Annotated in this window: 21 protein-coding genes; 10 read left to right on the top strand and 11 right to left on the bottom strand. The window is 67.0% G+C overall.

The genetic code is table 11. The features are described 5' to 3' along the window. Positions 1–14: 14 nt before the first annotated feature. The 3 genes from ACT2B0_RS00605 to ACT2B0_RS00595 all read right to left on the bottom strand — a co-directional run bounded on the left by ACT2B0_RS00605 (position 15) and on the right by ACT2B0_RS00595 (position 3,441). The gene (locus ACT2B0_RS00605) at positions 15–512 is read right to left on the bottom strand and encodes a GNAT family N-acetyltransferase (RefSeq protein WP_473460472.1); all 498 of its coding nucleotides are present in this window, start codon (positions 510–512) and stop codon (positions 15–17) included. Continuing rightward, complete coding sequence (gene tsaB, locus ACT2B0_RS00600; RefSeq protein ID WP_473460470.1) at positions 512–1,195, bottom strand: tRNA (adenosine(37)-N6)-threonylcarbamoyltransferase complex dimerization subunit type 1 TsaB; 684 nt, start codon at positions 1,193–1,195, stop codon at positions 512–514. The genes ACT2B0_RS00605 and tsaB overlap by 1 nt, the downstream gene beginning before the upstream one ends. A gap of 86 nt (positions 1,196–1,281) precedes the next feature. Then, positions 1,282–3,441: a malate synthase G gene (locus ACT2B0_RS00595; protein WP_473460468.1), complete on the bottom strand. Its 2,160-nt coding sequence runs from the start codon at positions 3,439–3,441 to the stop codon at positions 1,282–1,284. Between the two features lie 253 nt (positions 3,442–3,694). Between ACT2B0_RS00595 and nirK the strand changes: the two genes are divergently transcribed. The 4 genes from nirK to ACT2B0_RS00575 all read left to right on the top strand — a co-directional run bounded on the left by nirK (position 3,695) and on the right by ACT2B0_RS00575 (position 7,472). Further along, positions 3,695–4,804 (top strand): copper-containing nitrite reductase, encoded by a 1,110-nt coding sequence (gene nirK, locus ACT2B0_RS00590; RefSeq protein WP_473460467.1) that lies wholly within the window; start codon positions 3,695–3,697, stop codon positions 4,802–4,804. Between the two features lie 74 nt (positions 4,805–4,878). Then, a complete protein-coding gene (locus ACT2B0_RS00585) occupies positions 4,879–5,754 on the top strand; it encodes an SUMF1/EgtB/PvdO family nonheme iron enzyme (RefSeq protein ID WP_473460465.1) in 876 nt (291 codons plus the stop codon). Between the two features lie 69 nt (positions 5,755–5,823). Beyond that, entirely contained in the window at positions 5,824–6,231 is a 408-nt protein-coding gene (locus ACT2B0_RS00580; protein ID WP_473460463.1) for a hypothetical protein, read from the top strand. Next, positions 6,228–7,472 carry an NnrS family protein gene (locus ACT2B0_RS00575; protein WP_473460462.1) on the top strand — a complete coding sequence of 415 codons (1,245 nt, stop codon included), beginning with the start codon at positions 6,228–6,230 and terminating at the stop codon, positions 7,470–7,472. The genes ACT2B0_RS00580 and ACT2B0_RS00575 overlap by 4 nt, the downstream gene beginning before the upstream one ends. A gap of 325 nt (positions 7,473–7,797) precedes the next feature. Here ACT2B0_RS00575 and ACT2B0_RS00570 read toward each other — a convergent pair whose 3' ends face one another. Next, entirely contained in the window at positions 7,798–8,247 is a 450-nt protein-coding gene (locus tag ACT2B0_RS00570; protein WP_473460460.1) for a pseudoazurin, read from the bottom strand. A gap of 132 nt (positions 8,248–8,379) precedes the next feature. Here ACT2B0_RS00570 and ACT2B0_RS00565 point away from each other — a divergent pair, with 132 nt between their 5' ends. Beyond that, positions 8,380–9,081, top strand: a complete 702-nt coding sequence (locus tag ACT2B0_RS00565) for a Crp/Fnr family transcriptional regulator (protein ID WP_473460459.1) — start codon at positions 8,380–8,382, stop codon at positions 9,079–9,081. Positions 9,082–9,114: 33 nt separating this feature from the next. Here ACT2B0_RS00565 and ACT2B0_RS00560 read toward each other — a convergent pair whose 3' ends face one another. The 3 genes from ACT2B0_RS00560 to lepA form a co-directional block, all read right to left on the bottom strand. After that, entirely contained in the window at positions 9,115–9,324 is a 210-nt protein-coding gene (locus ACT2B0_RS00560) for a DUF1858 domain-containing protein (RefSeq protein WP_473460457.1), read from the bottom strand. Between the two features lie 152 nt (positions 9,325–9,476). Next, a complete protein-coding gene (locus tag ACT2B0_RS00555) occupies positions 9,477–9,971 on the bottom strand; it encodes a hypothetical protein (protein WP_473460455.1) in 495 nt (164 codons plus the stop codon). A gap of 552 nt (positions 9,972–10,523) precedes the next feature. Beyond that, positions 10,524–12,329 (bottom strand): translation elongation factor 4, encoded by a 1,806-nt coding sequence (lepA, locus tag ACT2B0_RS00550; RefSeq protein ID WP_156713144.1) that lies wholly within the window; start codon positions 12,327–12,329, stop codon positions 10,524–10,526. Between the two features lie 373 nt (positions 12,330–12,702). Between lepA and ACT2B0_RS00545 the strand changes: the two genes are divergently transcribed. From ACT2B0_RS00545 to sigJ, 5 genes are all read left to right on the top strand, one after another. Then, a complete protein-coding gene (locus ACT2B0_RS00545; RefSeq protein WP_473460454.1) occupies positions 12,703–12,909 on the top strand; it encodes a hypothetical protein in 207 nt (68 codons plus the stop codon). 115 nt (positions 12,910–13,024) lie between these two features. Then, positions 13,025–13,309, top strand: coding sequence for a hypothetical protein (locus tag ACT2B0_RS00540; protein ID WP_473460452.1), 285 nt, complete (start codon positions 13,025–13,027; stop codon positions 13,307–13,309). A gap of 99 nt (positions 13,310–13,408) precedes the next feature. Next, on the top strand, positions 13,409–13,801 hold the full coding sequence (locus ACT2B0_RS00535; protein WP_473460451.1) for a hypothetical protein: 393 nt from the start codon (positions 13,409–13,411) through the stop codon (positions 13,799–13,801). Then, the gene (locus tag ACT2B0_RS00530; RefSeq protein WP_473460449.1) at positions 13,798–14,346 is read left to right on the top strand and encodes a hypothetical protein; all 549 of its coding nucleotides are present in this window, start codon (positions 13,798–13,800) and stop codon (positions 14,344–14,346) included. Before ACT2B0_RS00535 ends, ACT2B0_RS00530 begins: the two co-directional genes overlap by 4 nt. Positions 14,347–14,349: 3 nt before the next feature. Continuing rightward, the gene (sigJ, locus tag ACT2B0_RS00525) at positions 14,350–15,270 is read left to right on the top strand and encodes an RNA polymerase sigma factor SigJ (protein WP_473460448.1); all 921 of its coding nucleotides are present in this window, start codon (positions 14,350–14,352) and stop codon (positions 15,268–15,270) included. Here sigJ and ACT2B0_RS00520 read toward each other — a convergent pair. Genes ACT2B0_RS00520 through ACT2B0_RS00505 form a run of 4 tightly spaced genes read right to left on the bottom strand, consistent with a single transcriptional unit; the run spans position 15,256 to position 19,615 of the window. Continuing rightward, positions 15,256–15,858, bottom strand: coding sequence for an SRPBCC family protein (locus ACT2B0_RS00520; RefSeq protein WP_473460446.1), 603 nt, complete (start codon positions 15,856–15,858; stop codon positions 15,256–15,258). The two genes, sigJ and ACT2B0_RS00520, sit on opposite strands and share 15 nt — an antisense overlap. Positions 15,859–15,864: 6 nt before the next feature. Further along, positions 15,865–16,815 (bottom strand): carotenoid biosynthesis protein, encoded by a 951-nt coding sequence (locus ACT2B0_RS00515; RefSeq protein WP_473460445.1) that lies wholly within the window; start codon positions 16,813–16,815, stop codon positions 15,865–15,867. Next, complete coding sequence (locus tag ACT2B0_RS00510) at positions 16,812–17,315, bottom strand: hypothetical protein (RefSeq protein ID WP_473460443.1); 504 nt, start codon at positions 17,313–17,315, stop codon at positions 16,812–16,814. The genes ACT2B0_RS00515 and ACT2B0_RS00510 overlap by 4 nt, the downstream gene beginning before the upstream one ends. A gap of 14 nt (positions 17,316–17,329) precedes the next feature. After that, the gene (locus ACT2B0_RS00505) at positions 17,330–19,615 is read right to left on the bottom strand and encodes an efflux RND transporter permease subunit (protein WP_473460441.1); all 2,286 of its coding nucleotides are present in this window, start codon (positions 19,613–19,615) and stop codon (positions 17,330–17,332) included. Between the last annotated feature and the right edge of the window lie 75 nt (positions 19,616–19,690).

Here is a 19,690-nt window from a genome sequence, read left to right as displayed (position 1 = left end):
CGCCGCGCGACGCGCTAGCCAAGATCGCGGCGCATGACAAGCGCGGTCGTCCGCGGCGCCGCCTGTTGCTCGTAATAGGCCGGACGGGCGCCGACCTGGCTAAAGCCCAGCTTGCGATAAAGACCGATCGCGGCCCGATTGGTCTCGTCGACCTCCAAAAACAGCGCTTCGGCGCGCTGGGCATAGAGTTCGCGCATCACCGCATCCATGAGCATCCAGCCAAGGCCGCTGCGCCTGAGGCCCGGCGCGACCATGATGGTGAGGATCTCGCCCTCGCCCGCCGCCTGGCGGGCCAGAACGAAACCGCCCGGCGCGGCGTGGGGGCGCCCGACCTCGCGCGCTGCGAAACCGAACACGGTGTCCTGCTCCAGAAGCGCGGCGAACTCGCCGTCGCTCCACGGCCGCGAAAAGCCCTGCGCATGCAGGTGCGAAAGCGCGGGCGCGTCGGCGTGCCGCAGCGGTTCCGTCAGGAACTCGCGTTTGCGGCCGCGCAGGGAGAACGGCGTGCGCATCAGCCCTCCCGGCGCGGCACGGCGAAACCGGAATGCGGCCGCGCGTCGGCCCCGCGCAGATAGACCGGCTTCGGTTTCTGTCCCGAAAATCCCGAGGCCACGGCACAGGTCGCGTAGGCGAGGATGTCAGCCGTGCGGCCGCCGCCGGCGATCTCGACCAGACGGTCGCCTGCCGCTTCGCCGACCAGCCCCGCGCCGGAACCGGTCAGGACGGCTTTGTGATCGCGCGCCAGCTCGGCCGCGCGCGCGGCGTCGGTGATCATCGGCGCCTCGATCTCGCCGCCCGCGGCGTCATAGAGCGCGACGTAGAGTTCGCCGCGCTTGGCGTCGAGAACCGAGAGGCAGGCCCGACCGGGAAAGACGCCGCGGGCGTCGTGGGCCAGAGCCGCCAACGTCGTGACGCCGGTGGCGGGAATGTCGAGCGCGAGCGCCAATCCGCGCGCGGCCGCAACCCCGATCCTGACGCCGGTGAACGAGCCGGGGCCGGCCGCCACCGCGATCGCGCCCAAATCGGAATAGTCACAGCCGGCGGCGGCGAGCGCGCCGGCCATCACCGGGATCAGCGCCTCGGCATGGCCCTTGCCGATCTCGCGCACGGAACGGCCGAGCTCCCGGCTTGCGCCGGCGTCGAAGACGCAGGCCGCACACAATTCGGCGGCGGTGTCGATGGCCAGGACCTTCATGCGGTTACCGCATAGGCAAAACCGTGCCGGCAAACAAGCGCCGCGTCGCGTCGGCTGGAAACCCGATCCGGACCGCGGAACCCGCCTCAGCCGGCGGCTTGGCGCGCCTTGAGCTCAAGCCGGCGCCGATGGAGCACCGGTTCGGTGTAGCCGCTGGGCTGTTCGCGCCCCTTGAAGACGAGGTCGCAGGCGGCCTGGAACGCAATCGAGCTGTCGAAATCCGGCGCCATCGGCCTGTAGAGCGGATCGTCGGCGTTCTGGCGGTCGACGATCGCGGCCATCTCCTTCATCACCGCCATCACCTCGTCCTCGCCGACCACGCCGTGATGCAGCCAGTTGGCCATGTGCTGGGACGAGATGCGCAGCGTGGCGCGATCCTCCATCAGGCCGACATCATTGATGTCGGGCACTTTGGAACAGCCGACGCCCTGATCGATCCAGCGCACCACATACCCCAGAATCCCCTGGGCGTTGTTGCGCAGTTCCTGGCGCTTGTCGTCTTCAGACCAGTTCGGCCGCGTTGCGACGGGAATCGACAGGATGTCGTCCAGACTGGCGCGCGGGCGGCTCTTCAATTCTTGCTGCACCGCTGCGACATCGACCTTGTGATAGTGCGTGGCGTGCAGGGTGGCGGCGGTCGGAGACGGCACCCAGGCGGTGTTGGCGCCGGCCTTCGGATGGCCGATCTTCTGCTCCAGCATCTCCGCCATGCGGTCGGGCATCGCCCACATGCCCTTGCCGATCTGGGCGTGGCCGGCCAGGCCGCATGCAAGCCCGATATCGACGTTCCAGGCTTCGTAGGCCGAAATCCAGGCGGCCTGTTTCATGTCGCCCTTGCGGATCATCGGGCCGGCCTCCATCGAGGTATGGATCTCGTCGCCGGTGCGGTCGAGGAAGCCGGTATTGATGAACACCACACGTTCGGACGCGGCGCGGATCGCTTCCTTGAGGTTGACCGTGGTCCGGCGCTCCTCGTCCATGATACCCATTTTCAGCGTGTTCTTGGCCATGCCGAGCGCTTCCTCAACGCGGGTGAACAGCTCGGCGGCGAAGGCGACCTCCTCGGGGCCGTGCATTTTCGGTTTGACGATGTAGACCGAACCGGCGCGCGAATTGGCCCGGCGCCCATCCGCCCCGACGTCGTGCAGCGCGATCATGCCCGTGATCATGGCATCCATGATGCCTTCGGGCACCTCGGCCCCGTCGCGGTCGAGGATCGCGGGATTGGTCATCAGATGGCCGACATTCCTGACCAGCATCAGCGCGCGGCCGGGAAGCGAGACGACGGAGCCGTCCGGCGCGGTGTAGTCACGGTCGCCCTTGAGGCGGCGCACGAAGGTCTTGCCCTTGGTCACCTCCTCGGCCAGGTCTCCCTTCATCAGGCCGAGCCAGTTGCGATAGGCCAGAACCTTGTCCTCGGCGTCGACTGTGGCAACCGAGTCCTCGCAATCCATGATGGTGGTGACGGCCGATTCCAGCACCACGTCGCAAATGCCGGCCGGATCGTCCTTGCCGATCGGATGGTAGCGATCGACCGAAATCTCGATATGCAGACCGTTCTTGCGCAGCAACACGGTCGAGGGGGCGGCCGGATCGCCGCGATACCCTATGAACTGAGCCGGTTCTGCAAGCCCGGTGTCGCCCGCCTTCAGCATGCCAGCCTCGATGCTCAGACCGCCGATGTCGGCCCAGCGCGCGCCGGCAAGCGGCACGCTGTCGTCGAGGAAGCTGCGCGCCCAGGCCACGACCCTGGCGCCGCGGACGGGGTTGTACCCCTCGCCCTTCTCTGCGCCGTCGGTCTCAGGAATCGCGTCGGTGCCGTACAACGCGTCGTAGAGTGAGCCCCAGCGCGCATTGGCCGCGTTGAGCGCGTAGCGCGCATTGGTGATCGGCACGACGAGCTGCGGACCGGCAATGGTTGCGATCTCGGCATCGACATTGGCCGTGGTGACGGCAAAATCGCCACCCTCGGGCAGAAGATAGCCGATCTCCTCGAGAAAGGCCTTGTAGGCGCCGAGGTCCGAGGGTGCGCCGTTTTCGCGGTGCCATGCGTCGATCTTGGCTTGCAGACGCGCGCGCTTGTCCAGGAGCGCCCGGTTCTTCGGAGCCAGCTCGTGCACGACCTTGGACAGCGCCGTCCAGAAGTGACCGGCGTCGACGCCGGTGCCAGGCAGCGCCTCGCGGGCTACGAAGTCATGCAGCAGCCGGTCAATCCTCAATCCCTCGATTTCGATGCGCTCGCTCATCAACCTTCTCCGTTAGGGTCCCCGCGCAGTGCGTGGCGCGAAAGTCAACGCGTTCAACACCCCGGGCCGGAAGGCGTCAATTCGTCATAGGTATCAAAGACTTTTTCCAAAATGGAAAAACACTCTTCCCGCATCGGCGATTCCGACGCGAATGAGCCTTTCTCGCACTTGTTTGCGCGGGAACAAAGAGCGCGCGTGCCGGTCCCGGTATGTTTTCGTCATCAACACCGAAGTTCCATAAGGAGATTGAAAAATGTTCACGCGACGCCAGGCACTGATGGGCGCGGCCGCCACGGCGGCGCTGACCGCGATGCCCCCGCTGACGGCGGTCGCCAGCACAGGCGAAGCCGATATCGCCACCTTGCCGCGCGAGAAGGTCACACTGGTCGCGCCGCCATTCGTGCATGCGCATGAGCAGGTCGCCACAAGCGGGCCGAAAGTGGTCGAGTTCGTTCTGCCGATCGAGGAAAAGCCGGTCGTCATCGACGACGAGGGCACGACCCTGCAGGGCATGACCTTCAACGGCTCCATTCCCGGACCGATGATGGTGGTGCATGAGGGCGACTATGTCGAGCTCACGCTGATCAACGCGGCCAGCAATTCCCTGCCGCACAATATCGATTTCCACGCCGCCACGGGCGCGCTGGGCGGCGGTGCGCTGACGCTGATCATGCCCGGCGAGCAGGTCAAGCTGCGCTTCAAGGCGACCCGGTCGGGCACCTTCGTCTATCACTGCGCACCCGAGGGCGCGATGATCCCCTGGCACGTGGTGTCCGGCATGAGCGGCACCATCATGGTGCTGCCGCGCGACGGGCTGAAGAACGAGAAGGGCGAGCGCGTCACCTACGACAAGATCTACTATGTCGGCGAAAACGACTTCTACGTGCCGCGCGACGAGACCGGGGCCTATAAGAGCTACGAAAGCCCCGGCGAATCCTACGCCGACACGGTCGAGGTGATGCGCGGGCTGGTGCCCACCCATGTGGTCTTCAACGGCGCCAAGGGCGCGCTCACCGGCGACAACGCCATGCGCTCGAAGGTCGGCGAAACCGTGATGATCGTCCACTCCCAGGCCAACCGGGACACAAGGCCACACCTGATCGGCGGCCATGGCGACTTCGTCTGGGAAGAAGGCAAGTTCGACAATCCGCCCGCCAAGAACCTGGAAACCTGGTTCATCCGCGGCGGATCGGCGGGAGCTGCGCTCTACACATTCCTGCAGCCGGGCGTCTACGCCTATGTGAACCACAACCTGATCGAAGCCGTCGAACTCGGCGCAACCGCCCATTTCGTGGTCGACGGCGAGTGGAACGACGATCTGATGAAGCAGGTCGAGGCCCCGGGACCGATCCCGACCAACTGACCTGACGCTGCGCAAAAAACCAATCGCCATGGCCCGGCACGAGCGCTGGGCCATGGCATTCGGGAGAAAAGGCCATGCCGCATCATGTCGCCGAAGCCATCATCGGAGCCGTCGCAGCGGTGGCCGTGCCGGCAGCGATCGGTCTGGTGGACTGGGCCGGATCGACGCCCGGACCGGTGCCTGGCGCCGTGGAAACGGTGGCGATCGCTCCCGGCGCGATCGACTTTCCCCTGCCCGGCGAATTCCTCGCAGACGACCGGCCGGCCGCGGCGCCCAGCCGCAGCGTGCGTTTCGACCGCCCCTTGCACATCATGGCCGACCAGGTCAGCCGCGCCGCCTACGGTGAATGCGTGGCGGCGGGCGCGTGCCGTCCCGCCGACGGTACAAATTCTGCGCAGGCGGCCGACATTCCGGTGACGGGGGTCAGCTATCTCGACGCCGAGGCCTATGCCGTCTGGTATTCCCGAGCCACCGGTGAGACCTGGCGTCTACCGAGCGCGGCCGAATGGGCGTTCGCGGCCGGCGAGCGGTTCGCCGGCGATCCGTTCGCGGTCGCCGACGATCCGAAAAATCCCGCAGTGGCCTGGATTCGCCGCTACGAGGAAGAAGCCGCGGCGCGGCGCGAACTTGACCCGCAGCCCAAGCCGCGCGGCCATTACGGCCCCAACGCGCACGGCGTACGGGACATGGCCGGCAATGTCTGGGAATGGACGTCGACATGCTACAGCCGCGTGAAGCTCGATGCGGCGCTTGAAACGATCGAGCACACGACCGAAAATTGCGGCGTGCACGTCGCCGAGGGCCGGCACCGGACCTACATGTCCGATTTCGTGCGGGACGGCAAAAGCGGCGGCTGCGCCGTCGGCGCGCCGCCCGACAATCTGGGCTTCCGGCTGGTGCGCGACGACACGCCGGGCTGGTTTGCCCGCCTGCAGGCGCTGGTGCGTTGACGAACCGCCGGCGCAGCACACCGCCGCGGCGGCAGTTTTGCCGTCCGGCCACCCCGTAAGGAGGCTGCCATGGTCACGCCGAAACGCCCGATGCAAACACCGCCCGTCGCGCCAGAGGCGCTGGCGGGCGAACGTTCCGCCGTTGAACGCCTGCGGCAAGGGCTCCGGGAAGCCGAGCTCGACTGCCGCTGCCGCGCCCGCGCCGACGCGATCCTGGCGCGCATCTGCGCCGAGGACGACGTCGCCACCCGTGCCGCGGCGCTGAGCGACGCCCGCAAGATGCGCGACGCAATCGTGCTGGTGACGACCCTGCTCGACGAGCTCGATTCCCTGCAGCCGGACGAGCCGGACCCGACGGCCTTTTCCGAGATCGCGGATCTGTTCGACGATATCGGCGATTTCGCCGCCCATGGCGCGGCGGCCGCGCGCCTGTGCGCGCGGCGCCGGCCACGTGCGAGGCCGGGACTGACGCAATGACGGTTTTGGAACAGCACGGGCCGACCGACCGCTCGGTGCTGCGGCGCCGGCGCAGCAGCGGCGAGGACGGACGCGACGGACGCGGGCGCGTTCCCTCGACATTGCCGATCCTGCATTACGGTTTTCGACCGTTTTTCCTGCTGGCGGCGCTGCACGCCGGCCTGGCCATTCCGGCATGGCTTTGGATGTTCCGCACGGGATGGTCGCCGGCCGGCCCGTTTGCCGCGCTCGACTGGCACGTGCACGAGATGCTGTTCGGCTATCTGGGCGCGGTGATCGCCGGCTTCGTGCTGACGGCGGTGCCCAACTGGACCGGCCGCCTGCCGTTGAGCGGCGGGCCGCTCGCCGGCCTGGTCGGGCTGTGGTTTCTCGGACGCGCCGCCAACCTGACCGTCGGCGAGCCGCTGCTCGCGATGGCGGCCGACCTTGCCTTTCCCGTCGTGCTGGCAGCGGCTGTCTGGCGCGAGGTGACGGCGGGCCGGAACTGGCGCAACGCGCCGGTGGCCGCGATGCTGACCCTGTTCGCGCTTGCCAACGGGCTGCATCACACCGGCAATTTCGAGCTCTCGGCCGCAGCGCCCGGCCTGCGGCTGGCGCTCGGTGTCGCGACCGTGCTGATTGCGCTGATCGGCGGGCGGATCGTGCCGAGCTTCACCCGCAACTGGCTGGCCAGGAACGGCGACGGACGACTGCCGGCCTCGTTCGGGATCGTCGACAAGGCGGCGCTGGTGGCAACCGTTACGGCCGTCGCGGCCTGGGTCGCCTTGCCCGATCTTCAGGCGACCGGCGGCCTGCTGGTGCTCGCCGGCACGCTGCTGGCCGTGCGGCTGGCGCGCTGGCGCGGCGATCTCGCCATACGCGAGCCGATCGTGCTGGTGCTGCATCTGGGTTATGGCTGGCTGGCGGCGGCGGTGCTGCTGCTCGGCGCGGCGATCCTTGCCCCCGGCCTGCCGCCGAGCGCGGCGATCCACGCGCTGACGGCCGGCGCGGTCGGCACGATGACGCTCGCGGTGATGACGCGCGCCAGCCTCGGCCATACCGGACGCGCGATCGAGGCCGACGGCTGGACGCTGGCGATCTACGCCGCCGTCAGCGCCGGCGCGCTGCTGCGCGTCGCCGCCCCGTTCGCCGACACTCACTATCTGGCGCTGCTGACGGCCGGCGGCGCGCTCTGGAGCCTGGCCTTCCTTCTGTTTGCGCTGCGCTACGGGCCGATCCTGTCAAAGCCCCGCAAGGGCTGACGCCTTTTCGGCCGGGGCGCATGGCGATGCCGACGTCCGCAACGGCGCGGCGATGGTCTGCCCCTTGATAACCGCCAACCGCCCCTCGCAGCCTCATCCCGGATCTGATCCGGGATCCATTGCGCCGCGGCCGCAAACGACCGGAAGTCCCGGACAGATTTCTCCTTCCAGCATGGCACGGGTGGATGTGCGTCCGCTTATCTCCAACAAGACGGTTGCGCTTCCGCTCACCTGCGGCGCGCGGATCGTCAACGCAAAAAGGCGCGGCACGCGGGCCCCGCGTGCCGCGCCGCCTTATCGCCGGGACGACAGGCGCTTTTCCGGATCAGTCCTGTTTGGCCGCGACGGTGAGACCGAACAGCTCGGCGAACACGGTCTTGGCCTTGCCGGGATGCTTGACCGCCCCGGCCTCGTCGAGATTGGCCGGCTCGCCGACCTCGATCAGCGCGACCATGCCCATGGCGTAGTGCGGCGCGCATTTGATGCCGTAGACGCCTTGCTCGTCGAGCGTGATCACGATTTCCTCGTTGAACTTGCCCTTGAACGCCTCGGCCCCCTCGGGGAGCATGCCCTTGACCGATTCGGCGTTGTGGCCCTTGTCGGTCGGCACGAAGCGCACCGTGTCGCCGGGCGCGGCGCGTATGAAATCGGGTTCGAACACCATGGCGCCCTTTTCACCCTTGTTGAGCATCTTGACCTCGTATTCGGCCGCGCCGGCCGCGCCGGCCATGGCCATGACGGCGCCCAAAGCCATGATCGCAATCCGGTTTTTCATCGTCTTTCCTTTCTTCCTAGGAGGTGGACGGTCTGTCGCGACCGTTGCCAAGCAGATACGCCAACCGACGCAAGGCGAGTTTGCGCTTTGACAAACACGCGCTAGAAAAGCCGCGGGACAGATGGGGTCGGCATGACGGGACTCGACAGGACACTGATTGCGGGGCTTGAGACCTTTCGCGGGCTTTCCGACCAGGCGCTCGAGCGCGTGCTTGTGCATGCCCGCTCGGCCCGCCACCCCAAGGGAAGCGAGATCTTTTCGCAAGGGGCGGAGGCGGAGAGCTTTTTTCTTCTGCTGTCGGGCCATGTCCGCGTGGTGCGCACCTCGCCGGAAGGCCACCAGGTGATCGCGCGCTACATCAACGAGGGCGAATTGTTCGGCATCGCGGTCGCCATGGGCCGCAGCACCTTTCCCGCCAGCGCTGTCGCCGCGGTCGACTGCGTGGCGCTGGCGTGGCCGAACCGCGAATGGGCGGAGCTGCAGACGCTGTTTCCCGCCTTCGGCGCCAGCGCCTACCAGACGATCGGCGCGCGGCTGCAGGAAACCCAGGCGCAGGTGATGGAAATGTCGACCGAACAGGTCGAGCAGCGCATCGCCCACGCCCTTCTGCGGCTGGTCAAGCAGGCCGGGCGCAAAACGGCGGACGGGATCGAGATCGACTTTCCGATCACCCGCCAGGACATCGCCGAGATGACCGGCACCACGCTGCACACGGTGAGCCGTCTTTTGAGTGCCTGGGAACAGCGCGGCCTGGTGCGCAGCGGACGCCAGAAAGTGGTGGTGACCGACGCGCACGGGCTGATGCTGGTTGCCGAACACCGGCGTCGGGATTGAGATCGAAGGCGCGCCCGTGGTCAGTGCCGCGCCTCACGCGCCCATGACGGCCTCCAGCTCGCGCACGAACCGGTCTTCCTCGACGTCGTGTTCGCGGCAGGCGTCGGTGACGGTGTGGAAGCCGCCGATCGGGCAGCCCACGCACAGCATGCCGTGGCGGATCATCACGGCGATCGTCGACGGCCAGCGGCGCATGATCTCGTCGACGCTCATGTCGGGATCGATTTGCGGGGATCTTGCCATTCTACGCGTCCGTTTGCTGCCGAAGCCGCCGCCGCGCGGCCTCTGGCCCGGCGAACGGCTTCCCATGAGGCAGCAGAGCACGGCGCGCGGCAAGCCTCGTTGCGCTGACGCAAACAGCGCGCCGAAAGGCCGATCATAGGCGCCTGCCGCGCTCAGCGCGCCCGGCAGACGACCTTGACCGGATAGAACAGCGTCGCCATGCGCTGTTCGGAATTGCCGGCGACGCGGCCGTTGCGGATTTTCGACGGCGAGGACGCGGCGGCGTAGAACCGCAACACCGCCTTGGCCGACAAGGTCCATTCTCGGCTCAGCACCTGGGAACGCGCCATGCCGGCGCGCACGCGCTGGCCGAGATTGTCGCGGCACAATTTGCCGGGGGTGACCACCCAGTCGACCTGCCTCATGTCGGCGGTGAAGCTGCGGCTGGTCTTGTAGACGCCCCAGCCGTCGTCGGGCGTGCGCTGCGTATAATGCCAGCGGCCGGCGGTAACCTCGATCAGGTCCATGCCGTTGCGATTGCCGATGCCGACGCGGTGAATGTTGTTATTGCCCCGGCCCTTGGCGAACAGGCGCACGGTGAAACGATGGCTGTTGTTCGCGAAGCCGGCATAACCGTCCTGGGTCGCGCGAACATGGACCGGTGCCAAATCGATGCCCTAGCGGGCGATGCCGATCTTGTCGATACGGGCGCCGGCATGGGCGCTGCCGACGGCAAAAACGGCCAACAGAGCCACGGCACTCGTGCTCTTAAGCAGGCGGGTCATGATGTTTCCTCCGTTCTCCTCCGGGCGGGATCACGCTGTGGCTCCCGGAAGACAGAATGGCGGCGTTCGGCTGAACAGCGGCTGAAGCACCGTTTATCCGGCGTTCACGATCGGCTTCGGCTGCTTGCGGCAGGTCCGGCTTGCGACATTGGCCGGCCTAAGTCGGCTGCTGACGGAGCTTGCCACTCACCGCATCCCCTACCCCGCAGCGAAGACGCCTCACATTGGTGAGGAAGCAAGCAACTCAAAGCGTCATTTCGGAACGGTCTGCGGCGACACAGGCGGGCAAGCAGGGTCCTACGGCGGTAAGCTTCCGTTATGACACGGCGAATGTACCTGCGCCCTTGCCAGCCGCGCTGGGGACACCGGCCCTCGAACGCGCCACGGGTACAATGGGGTCTCCAGGTGGTCACGCCGGGCCTGCGGCCCGGCCGCTCAATCCCCCATCTTCAGCGCCTCGATGAACGCTGCCTGGGGGATTTCGACCTTGCCGAACTGACGCATGCGCTTCTTGCCCTCTTTCTGCTTTTCCAGAAGCTTGCGCTTGCGCGTCACGTCGCCGCCGTAACATTTGGCGGTGACGTCCTTCCTCAGCGCCGAAATGGTCTCGCGGGCGATCACCTTGCCGCCGATCGCGGCCTGGATCGGGATCTTGAACATGTGCTTGGGGATCAGTTCCTTGAGCTTTTCGCACATGACGCGGCCGCGCTTTTCGGCCGCCTGGCGGTGGACCAGCATCGACAGCGCGTCGACCGGCTCGTCATTGACGAGGATCTGCATCTTGACCAGGTCGCCCTCGCGATAATCGGTCAACTGATAGTCGAAGGAGGCATAACCCTTGGAGATCGATTTCAGCCGGTCGTAGAAATCGAACACCACCTCGTTCAAGGGCAGGTCGTAGGTCAGCATGGCGCGCGAGCCGACATAGGCGAGATCGACCTGGATGCCGCGCCGCTCCTGGCACAGTTTCAGGATCGCGCCGAGATAGTCGTCCGGTGTGAGGATGGTGGCGCGGATCCACGGCTCCTCGATATGGTCGATCCTGACCACGTCGGGCATGTCGGCGGGATTGTGCAGCTCGCGCACCTCGCCGCCGGTCAGGTTCAGCCGGTAGACGACCGAGGGCGCGGTGGCGATCAGGTCGAGGTCGAATTCGCGCTCGAGCCGTTCCTGAACGATCTCCAGATGCAAAAGGCCGAGGAAGCCGCAGCGGAAACCGAAACCGAGCGCGGCCGAGGTCTCCATCTCGAAGGAGAACGAGGCGTCGTTGAGGCGCAGCTTGCCCATGGCGGCGCGCAGGTCCTCGAAATCGGCGGCGTCGACCGGGAACAGGCCGCAAAACACCACCGGCTGGGCCGGCTTGAAGCCGGGCAGCGGCTTGGCCGTCGGGCGCTTTTCCTCGGTGATGGTGTCGCCGACGCGGGTGTCGGCCACTTCCTTGATCGAGGCGGTGATGAAGCCGAGCTCGCCGGGCCCGAGACTGTCGACCATGACGCGCTTGGGGGTGATGACGCCGACGCGGTCGACCTGGTATTTGGCGTCGGTGCCGATCATGCGGATCTGCTGGCCCTTTTTCAGCACGCCGTCGATGACGCGCACCAGAACGATGACGCCGAGATAGGCGTCGTACCAGCTGTCGACCAGCATCGCTTTCAAGGGTGCGGCCGCGTCGCCCTCCTTCGGCGGCGGCAGGCGCTTGACGATCGCCTCCAGCACCTCGGCGATGCCGAGACCGGTCTTGGCCGATATCTCCAGCGCGTCGGAGGCGTCGAGGCCGATCACCTCCTCAATCTGGGCCTTGATGCGCTCGGGCTCGGCGGCCGGCAGGTCGACCTTGTTGAGCACCACGACGATCTCGTGGTCGTTGTCGATCGCCTGATAGACATTGGCCAGCGTCTGCGCCTCCACGCCCTGGGAGGCGTCGACGACCAGCAGCGAGCCCTCGCAGGCGGCGAGCGATCGCGAGACCTCGTAGGCGAAATCGACATGGCCGGGCGTGTCGATCAGGTTCAAGACGTAATGCTCGCCGTCGGCGGCGTCGTATTCGAGCCGGACCGTGTTGGCCTTGATGGTGATGCCGCGCTCGCGCTCGATGTCCATGGCGTCGAGCACCTGCTCCTTCATCTCGCGCTGCTCGAGCGAGCCGGTTGACTGGATCAGCCGGTCGGCGAGCGTCGACTTGCCGTGGTCGATATGCGCAACGATCGAAAAATTGCGGATGCGGGAAAGGGGTGTTCTCATGATAGCGGGCATTTATCAGGGGTACGCGCAAAGGCAAAGCCGGAATATGGCGCGCGGGCGACATTGTGGGCGTCCGCACCTGGCCGGACCGGTCGACAGGGCCCGCCTCTTCGCCCGGAAAGAGGAAACGGGATATGCCGCCGGTGGGGATATCGCGCCGCCCGGCCTGCCTTGGATTCGTCACCACACATGACGGATTGATATGACCTTCATGGCAAGCGGCATGTGATCGCGATCGTGGCGTATTGGCTTCGGGCAGTGCTGTTTGGGCGCCGCCAGATGGAAAGAACGGTGCTACCAGGCGACATGAACACCACGGATGCTGATCGACGGCGTCGACGTGGCAGACCGTGCCGGCAGGACGCTGCGCTAGGTGCGCCGCGCCAAGATCGCCATGGTGTTCCGGCACTTCGCGCTTTGCCCGCACATGACGGTCGCCGATATCGTCGCCGACCGGCTCAAGGTCAAGGGCGTCGGCTGGCTCGACGCCGCGCGCAACGGCTTGTCAGCGGCCGGTTCTCACGTCACCGCCATGGAAAGCGGGCCCTCGGCCCCGCTTTCTTTTACTCGGTCAGGCTGAGCGGCAGACGGACCGCGCGCATTCCCTTGGTCGCCGGCGGCCGAGCGCACCGGCTGGCGACGCCCCGCCAGCGACCTATATGCATGGGATGATCCATATCCGACGGATGGCCACATTGCGGATCCCGGCATTCCTGGCAACCGCGCTGGTCGCGGCGGTCCTGGCGGGCGGCGGCGCGGGACCCGCGCTCGCCGTCGACGGCGACGCGCAGATCAGGGCCGAGCGGCAGCGACTCGACCAGGAAGGTCGCCATGTCGAGAGCCAGCTACTGGAGGCCGAACGGAAACGGCGCGCCTTCGAAGAAAAACGACAGCGCTTCAACCTGCAACGCCGCAAGGAAGCGAACACCCCGCCGGGACGCCTCGACGTGCCGGTGATGAAGCCGCGCCGATATTTTTGATTGGGCGCGCCGCCCGGTCGCGAGGGGCGCCGATATTTTTTTCGACCGCGTGTCACATACCGCCGCGCCAGCTCGTCATGAGGGGCAGGAGGTGCACCAATGCGTATCATTCTACTTCTTGTCGCGCTCTACCAAGCGACCAACGGGCTGTTCATGCTCGCCATGCCGGAACTCTGGTACCAGAATATTCCGGACGTCACCCATACCGGCCCACTGAACACTCATTTCGTACGTGACATCGGCTTCGGCTTCCTGGCCGCGGCATTGTCGCTGGCGCTGGCGGCACGCACGCGCGGGGCGGACGCGACGATCTGGCCCGGCGCCGCCTTTCTCGGCGGCCATGCGGTGCTGCATCTGACCGAGATGGCGCTGCACGGCATCGCGCCGCTTGCCGGGGCGCGCGACATCGCAACCATCGTCGTACCGGGCCTGACGCCTCTGGCGGTCGCGCTTTGGGCACACAGACACGGACCGCAGGAGGCAAGGGCATGATCAAGGCGCTGCTACGACGGTTGATCGATGGCTTTGAACGGAGATTTGACTACGACAGCGGCTATATGCGCGAGATCGTGGCGGCCGACACGGCCGCCGGGGTCAAGCTGCTGCTGGCGAGCCAGTTCCTGACCCACGAATTCGGCGCACCCAAACACGCCTACCACGCGGCCAAGATCAGGAGCGCGATGCGCGCGGATTGCGGCCCGTGTCTGAGACTTGCGGCCGCGATGGCGGAGGATGCCGGCGTCGAGCACGCCACCGTGCTGGCTGCGCTCGGACACGGCAGCGCAGATGCGACGGTGACACTTGCCATGCGCCTTGCCGACGGCATGTTGGACAATGCCGCGGACCTGCCCGAGATCGTCGCCGAAGTCCGGACGCTGTTCGGAGAACGGGCGGCGACCGGACTTGCCGCCGCCGTGGTTGCCGGCCAATTCTATCCATTGCTGAAGCGCGGTATGGGTCACAACGCGGCGTGCGAGCCGGTGCTGACAAGATTGCTGGCAGGCGACGCCACGAAACGGGCGGAGGCGACGGGATAGGCGATGAACGACCAAGCGGATCCGGAGCGCCTCGGCGCGTTTCTTGAACACAGGCCGCGTTTGCTGAGGCTGGCCTACCGGCATTTGGGCGCGGTCGCGGATGCCGAGGACGTGGTGCAGGAAGCCTGGCTGCGCTTCGACGGCGCAGGCGAGGTCAGGAATGCGCCGGGCCTGTTGTCGACCATCGTCACCAGGCTTTGTCTCGACAGGATGAAATCGACCCGCGCCAGGCGCGAAACCTATGTCGGCGAATGGCTGCCGGAACCGGTTTCCGACGCGTCCTTCGAGACCGAGGACAACGCCGCACTCGACATTTCCTTCGCAGTGATGCGGGCGCTGGAGCGGCTCTCGCCGGCCGAGCGCGCCGCCTATTTCTTGCACGATCTTTGGGACCTGCCTTTCGAGGAGATCGCCCGCACACTGTCCCGCTCGCCAGCGGCCTGCCGCAAGCTCGCGTCGCGGGCCCGCGCAGGTCTGGCGGAAGCGCGCCAGCGTTTTCAACCGAGCCGCGACGACGTGGACCGGCTGGTTGCCGCCTTCCGGATATCGGTCGAAGCAGGGGACCCGAGCCGGCTCAAGAGCCTGCTTGCCGAGGACGCGGAACTGGTCAGCGACGGCGGCGGCAAGGCGCTTGCTGCGCTGAAGACGATTCATGGAGCGGACGCCGTCAGTCGCTTCCTGGTCGGCATCGGACGCAAGGCAGGGCATCCGGGGCAGATCACGGTGCAGCACGCGCTTATCAACGGTCAGCCCGGCCTGTTGGTGTCGATCGACGGCCACGTCGATCAGACGCTGGTCTTCGATCTAGACGCGGCGCGCAGGATCAGAAGCGTCTATGTGGTACGCAACCCCGACAAGCTGACCCGGCTGACGCCAACGCGGCTGTCTGGCCAGGTTCCCGCACGCGGGTCATTCCGTATTTGAAGTTTGCCAGCCGCGCTGGGCGGTGCGGCGGCGCTGCCAGGCCCGGAAAAGGGCGAGATTATGCGGAAAGGTGGGCACTGCCTCCGCGAAGGCGTTGGACAGGCGCCGGCGGCGCAGGACTTCCTGCTGCAGCAGGCGATGGGCACGCCGCATCGCCCATTTGTGGTTGGCCACCAGCACGGGATGGAAGACGCGCACGAAGCGCCGGACATAGGGATGGGCGATGCGCACGCGCCAGTGCAAGCGGGCCAGGCAGATGCCGCCGGGCCAAGGCTCGACCGTTAGGAAGCCCGTCCCGTCGAAATCGCCGCTGACCGCGATCGTCATCGACCGGTGCGGAACGAGATCGACGACCTGGGCCACGAAAAAGAAGGCATGTGGCAGGAACCCCTTGGTGTAGAGCCTGATGGTCATGCCGCAACCGTCGGCGTCGCCGCGCGCGACAAGTTCGGAGCCCATGAAAACAGTCGGACACCAGCGGTGGATGAGTTCCGGGTCGAGCACGATCGCGGTCAATTCCTCCGGCCGCGCCTCCAGTCGCCAATGGGTTTCGATGTCGAAATCGGGTATCTCGGGTCCGTACGCCATAAGCCGCTAGAGCCGTTCGTCTCGAAACGGGAGCCTTTGCCCCCCGGTCTTGGGGTCCCCAACGGCGCCGTCACCGAACACGACCCGCGAGCGGACCAGCGCACGCCGCAGCCTGAAAACGGCGAAGATGGCGAGCGGGAGCATGGTCGTGGCGGTCAGAAACGCGATCTGCGCCTCGATTTCAGCTGCCGCCATCTCCAGGTCGTTGACCGACACCGCGCGCGCGCCGGAGGCGGCGAAGACGGGATTGAGAACGTATTCGACGGCAAACGCGAGATAGATGATCGGCACCGACAGCCAGTAGCGCGCGCTATCGGCCGGCGGCGGGACGGGGGTTTTCGGCGCACCACGGCCGAGCAGGAGCGTGAAAGCCTGGAACATGATCCAGGTGACGAAGGCCCAGCCGAAATAGTTCTCCACCGGCACGCCGAAATGCGACCCGCCGTCGAGCCAGACCCATCGCCGCTCGATCGTGGCACGCAAGGGGTCCATCGACAAATCCCACACCACCATCAACAGCGAAGCCGCAATCGGTACGCCGAAACGCAGCACCGCGTCGGGCCTGCCGCCGAGACGGTTCAAAAGGATACGCGCCATCGAAAACGAGACATAGCCCATCACGCAATAGGCCGGCATGACGGACACCGGTACGTGGCCCAGAAACGGCGCCATCAGCTCGGTGTAGTGGTAGTTGCCGAAGGGAAAGCCGGTCAGCACGCTGACGGTCTCGAAGAACCAGCCGACGAGGAAGACCGTGACCGCGAAGGCGAGCAACTGGCGGCCGGAATAAAGCTGGCGACCATGGATGACGAAAAAGGCGATCATGGCGCCGGCCACCAGCGCGGGCGACCAGTATTTCAGTCCGCTGCCAGGCGCGCCGGCGGCGTAAAGCGCGTTGCCGGTCCAGGCGGCGAAGGCCAGCGTCATGCACGTCGTGGCGATCGCTGCGGCTTTCACGGTTGCGTCTCTCCCTCGCGCTTGTAACGCATGTCGAAGAATATCTGTCTTTCGCCGTCGGCGAGACGCGTCGCGCTTTCGACCATGACGAAGCGATCGTCACCGTCGAAGGTGAACACGACGCGCGAGGAATACTGCTCGCCGTCAATGTCGAGCGGCGCGGTCGCGCTAAAGCTGAGACGATTGCCGGACACGGTCCCGGCATAGTCGATGTTCTCGGGCAGGGTCGGCGAGGATACGACGGCGTCAATGCGCCCGCCGGGCCGCCGGCGAAGCGTGATCGAAAACCGCGCCGTACCGCCGGCCGTGCCGCAGCGGCCGGTTACCGAAATCCGCGTGTCGTCGGCCGCACGGGCCGTCAGCCGGCAGGCCGCGCGCTCCAGGGTCGAGCCGGGACGCTCGCGGACCATGCCCTTGCCGCGCCAAACCCCGATCAGCGTGTCGAGCGGCGACGCGGCGGCAGCCGTCGCCGGCAGCAGCACTACGAGCGAGCATGCCATTGTCCGAAGCCCCCTCATGCCGGCCGCCCCTCGCCCACGGCCAGCCGGCGTGGATGAAACAGCGCAAGACAGGCCGGCAGCACCAGGAGGTCGGCGAAAACAGCCAGCACCAGAACGATGATCGACAACACGCCGAAATAGGCGGCCGTCGGCACGGTCGACAGGAAGGTCCCGATCAGGCCGAACGACAACACCGCCGTGGTGACGACGAGGATCGGCGTTGCCTCTTCCATCGCCCGGCGAATGGCGCGCGGGTCGAATGGCGCGCCGGGCGGCGCGTTCAGGCGAAGCCGGTTCAAGACGTGCACCGTGTCGTCGACTGCGATTCCGAAGGCGACGGTGAGCGCGACGCCGGAGGCGAATTGCAGGCCCCGACCGGAGAGCGCGAGCCAGGCGCCGACCACGGCGATCGGCAACAGATTGGGGATCAGTGCGATCAAGCCGTAGCGCCAGTTGCGGAACCACAGCACGGTCAGCAGCCCCGACGCACCGACGGCGATCAGGAAACAGTAGTTCAGATCGGTGATCATCGCGGCGCTGACGAAGGCCGACATGGCCAGGAAGCCGGTAGGCCGCGCAACCTCGATGCCGCTGCGCAGGCCGGACCGCGTCAGGGCGGCTTCGAGCCGGGCGACCAGATCGCGGGTGGCGCGCGCGCCGTCGTCGGCGATGTGGAGGCGCACCAGCGCCCATTGCGCGTCGTCCGATACGAACCGGCCGCGCTGATTGTCGTTCATGCGGGCAAGCAGCGCCTGAAGCCGAACCGCCTTCTCGGCCGCCGGCACATCGCCGATCTGGCGGGCGAGCGAGGCCAGCGACAAGACCATTCCGTCGGCGACGGTCCGCTCGACGATGCCGTGCACCTTTTCCACGCGCGCCAGGCTCGCCGCATCGAAGCCGCCTTTGGGGCCGGCTGCGAGGCGCACGGGAATGTCGACCGCATTGGCCGGTGCGAGGTCGGCATCGGCACGGTCGAGCGCGACGATGGCGGGATTGCCGGCAGCGACGTTCTCGCGCAGCGAATGCACCGGCTCGATGGTGGGATAGACCGCGATCGCGGCGGCAAGCAGCGCAAGCCCGCCGGCGGCGACCGGCAGCGGACGGGCCAGCGCCAGTCGCGGCAGCGCCTGCCAGTCGAACAGGGCCGGCGGCGTGCCACGATTGCCCGCGAACAGCCCGGCAAGGTCGGCAAACCGGCCAGCGGTGGCAAACAGCAGCGGATGGGCGAAAAGCACCGCCAGCAGCGAGGCCACGCCTGCGATGACACCGGCAAAGCCGAGGTCGCGGATGATGAGGGAGCCGGAGAAGGTCAACCCGGCAAAAGCGATCGCCGTGGTGATGGAGGCGAGCGCGCAGGCCGGCCCGACCCGGCGCACCGCGTCCGCCAGCGCGGCCCGAGGTGGCCGGCCGGCATGCAGCCTGCGGCCCGTCTCGAAGGTCAGGTGCAGGCTGTCGGTGAAGGATAGCACGAGGATCAACACCGGCAGGGCGACGGTCACGACGTTGACCCGGAAACCGAACGCGCCGAATACGCCGAGCGCCCACATCATCGCGGTCGCCGACGGCATCGTGGTCAGGAGCGCCAGCGGCAGGGAGCGCAGCGCCACCAGGCAGACGAGAAAGCCGGCAACGATGCCGACACCGGTCAAAACGACCATGTCGCGGTAGAGCCCGTCGACGATCGCCGCGCGTAGCGGGGTTATGCCGGCCACGAAGAAGCCGAGCCCGCCGTCGCGCGCCACGGCATCGGCGAGCCCGTCCAATTCGGCGATGACGCCGCGCGCGCCTTCGAGGCCGCTTCCGCCATCGGCAAGACTGACGAGCACCGCCGCCAGCCGGCGGTCCGGCGACAGAAGCGCGGCGGCCCCCGGCGCACTGGCGCGAATGTCGTCCAGCAACGGGGCGAGCGCGTCCTCTTGGGGCAGCACGGCCGGCACCAGCGGATCGGTCGCGCCGTCGGCGCCGGGCGGGCCACGCAGCGTCAGGATCGAGACGGCGGAAACGACACCGTCAACCAGGCCGGCCTCGAGCGCGAAATCCGACAGGCTGGCAAGCGCGGGCGGCCGCGCAAAATCAGCGCTTTCGAACACGACCACGATATCGCCGTCGGTCTGGGTAAAACGCTTGGCGAAGTGATGGTAGTCAGTATACCACGCGCCATCGGAGACGAAGGCGTCCTTCAGACCGTCATCGAAATCCAGCCGTGCGGCGCCGAGCAGAGCGGCAAGATCGGCCACAAGCAGCACCAGCCAAGACGCGGCCAGAAGCGCGGTGATCCGCCTGCCTGAACGTTTCCCCATCAACCCATTGCCGCGTCCGGACATGGCCGGACGCACGCACCCTACGGTTTGCCCGCTGGAAGCTTAAGGGGGGCA

Source organism: Nitratireductor sp. J20-h4, from assembly GCF_056780505.1.
Note: the sequence above shows the minus strand (reverse complement) of the source record. Positions and strands in the feature narration are given on the sequence as shown.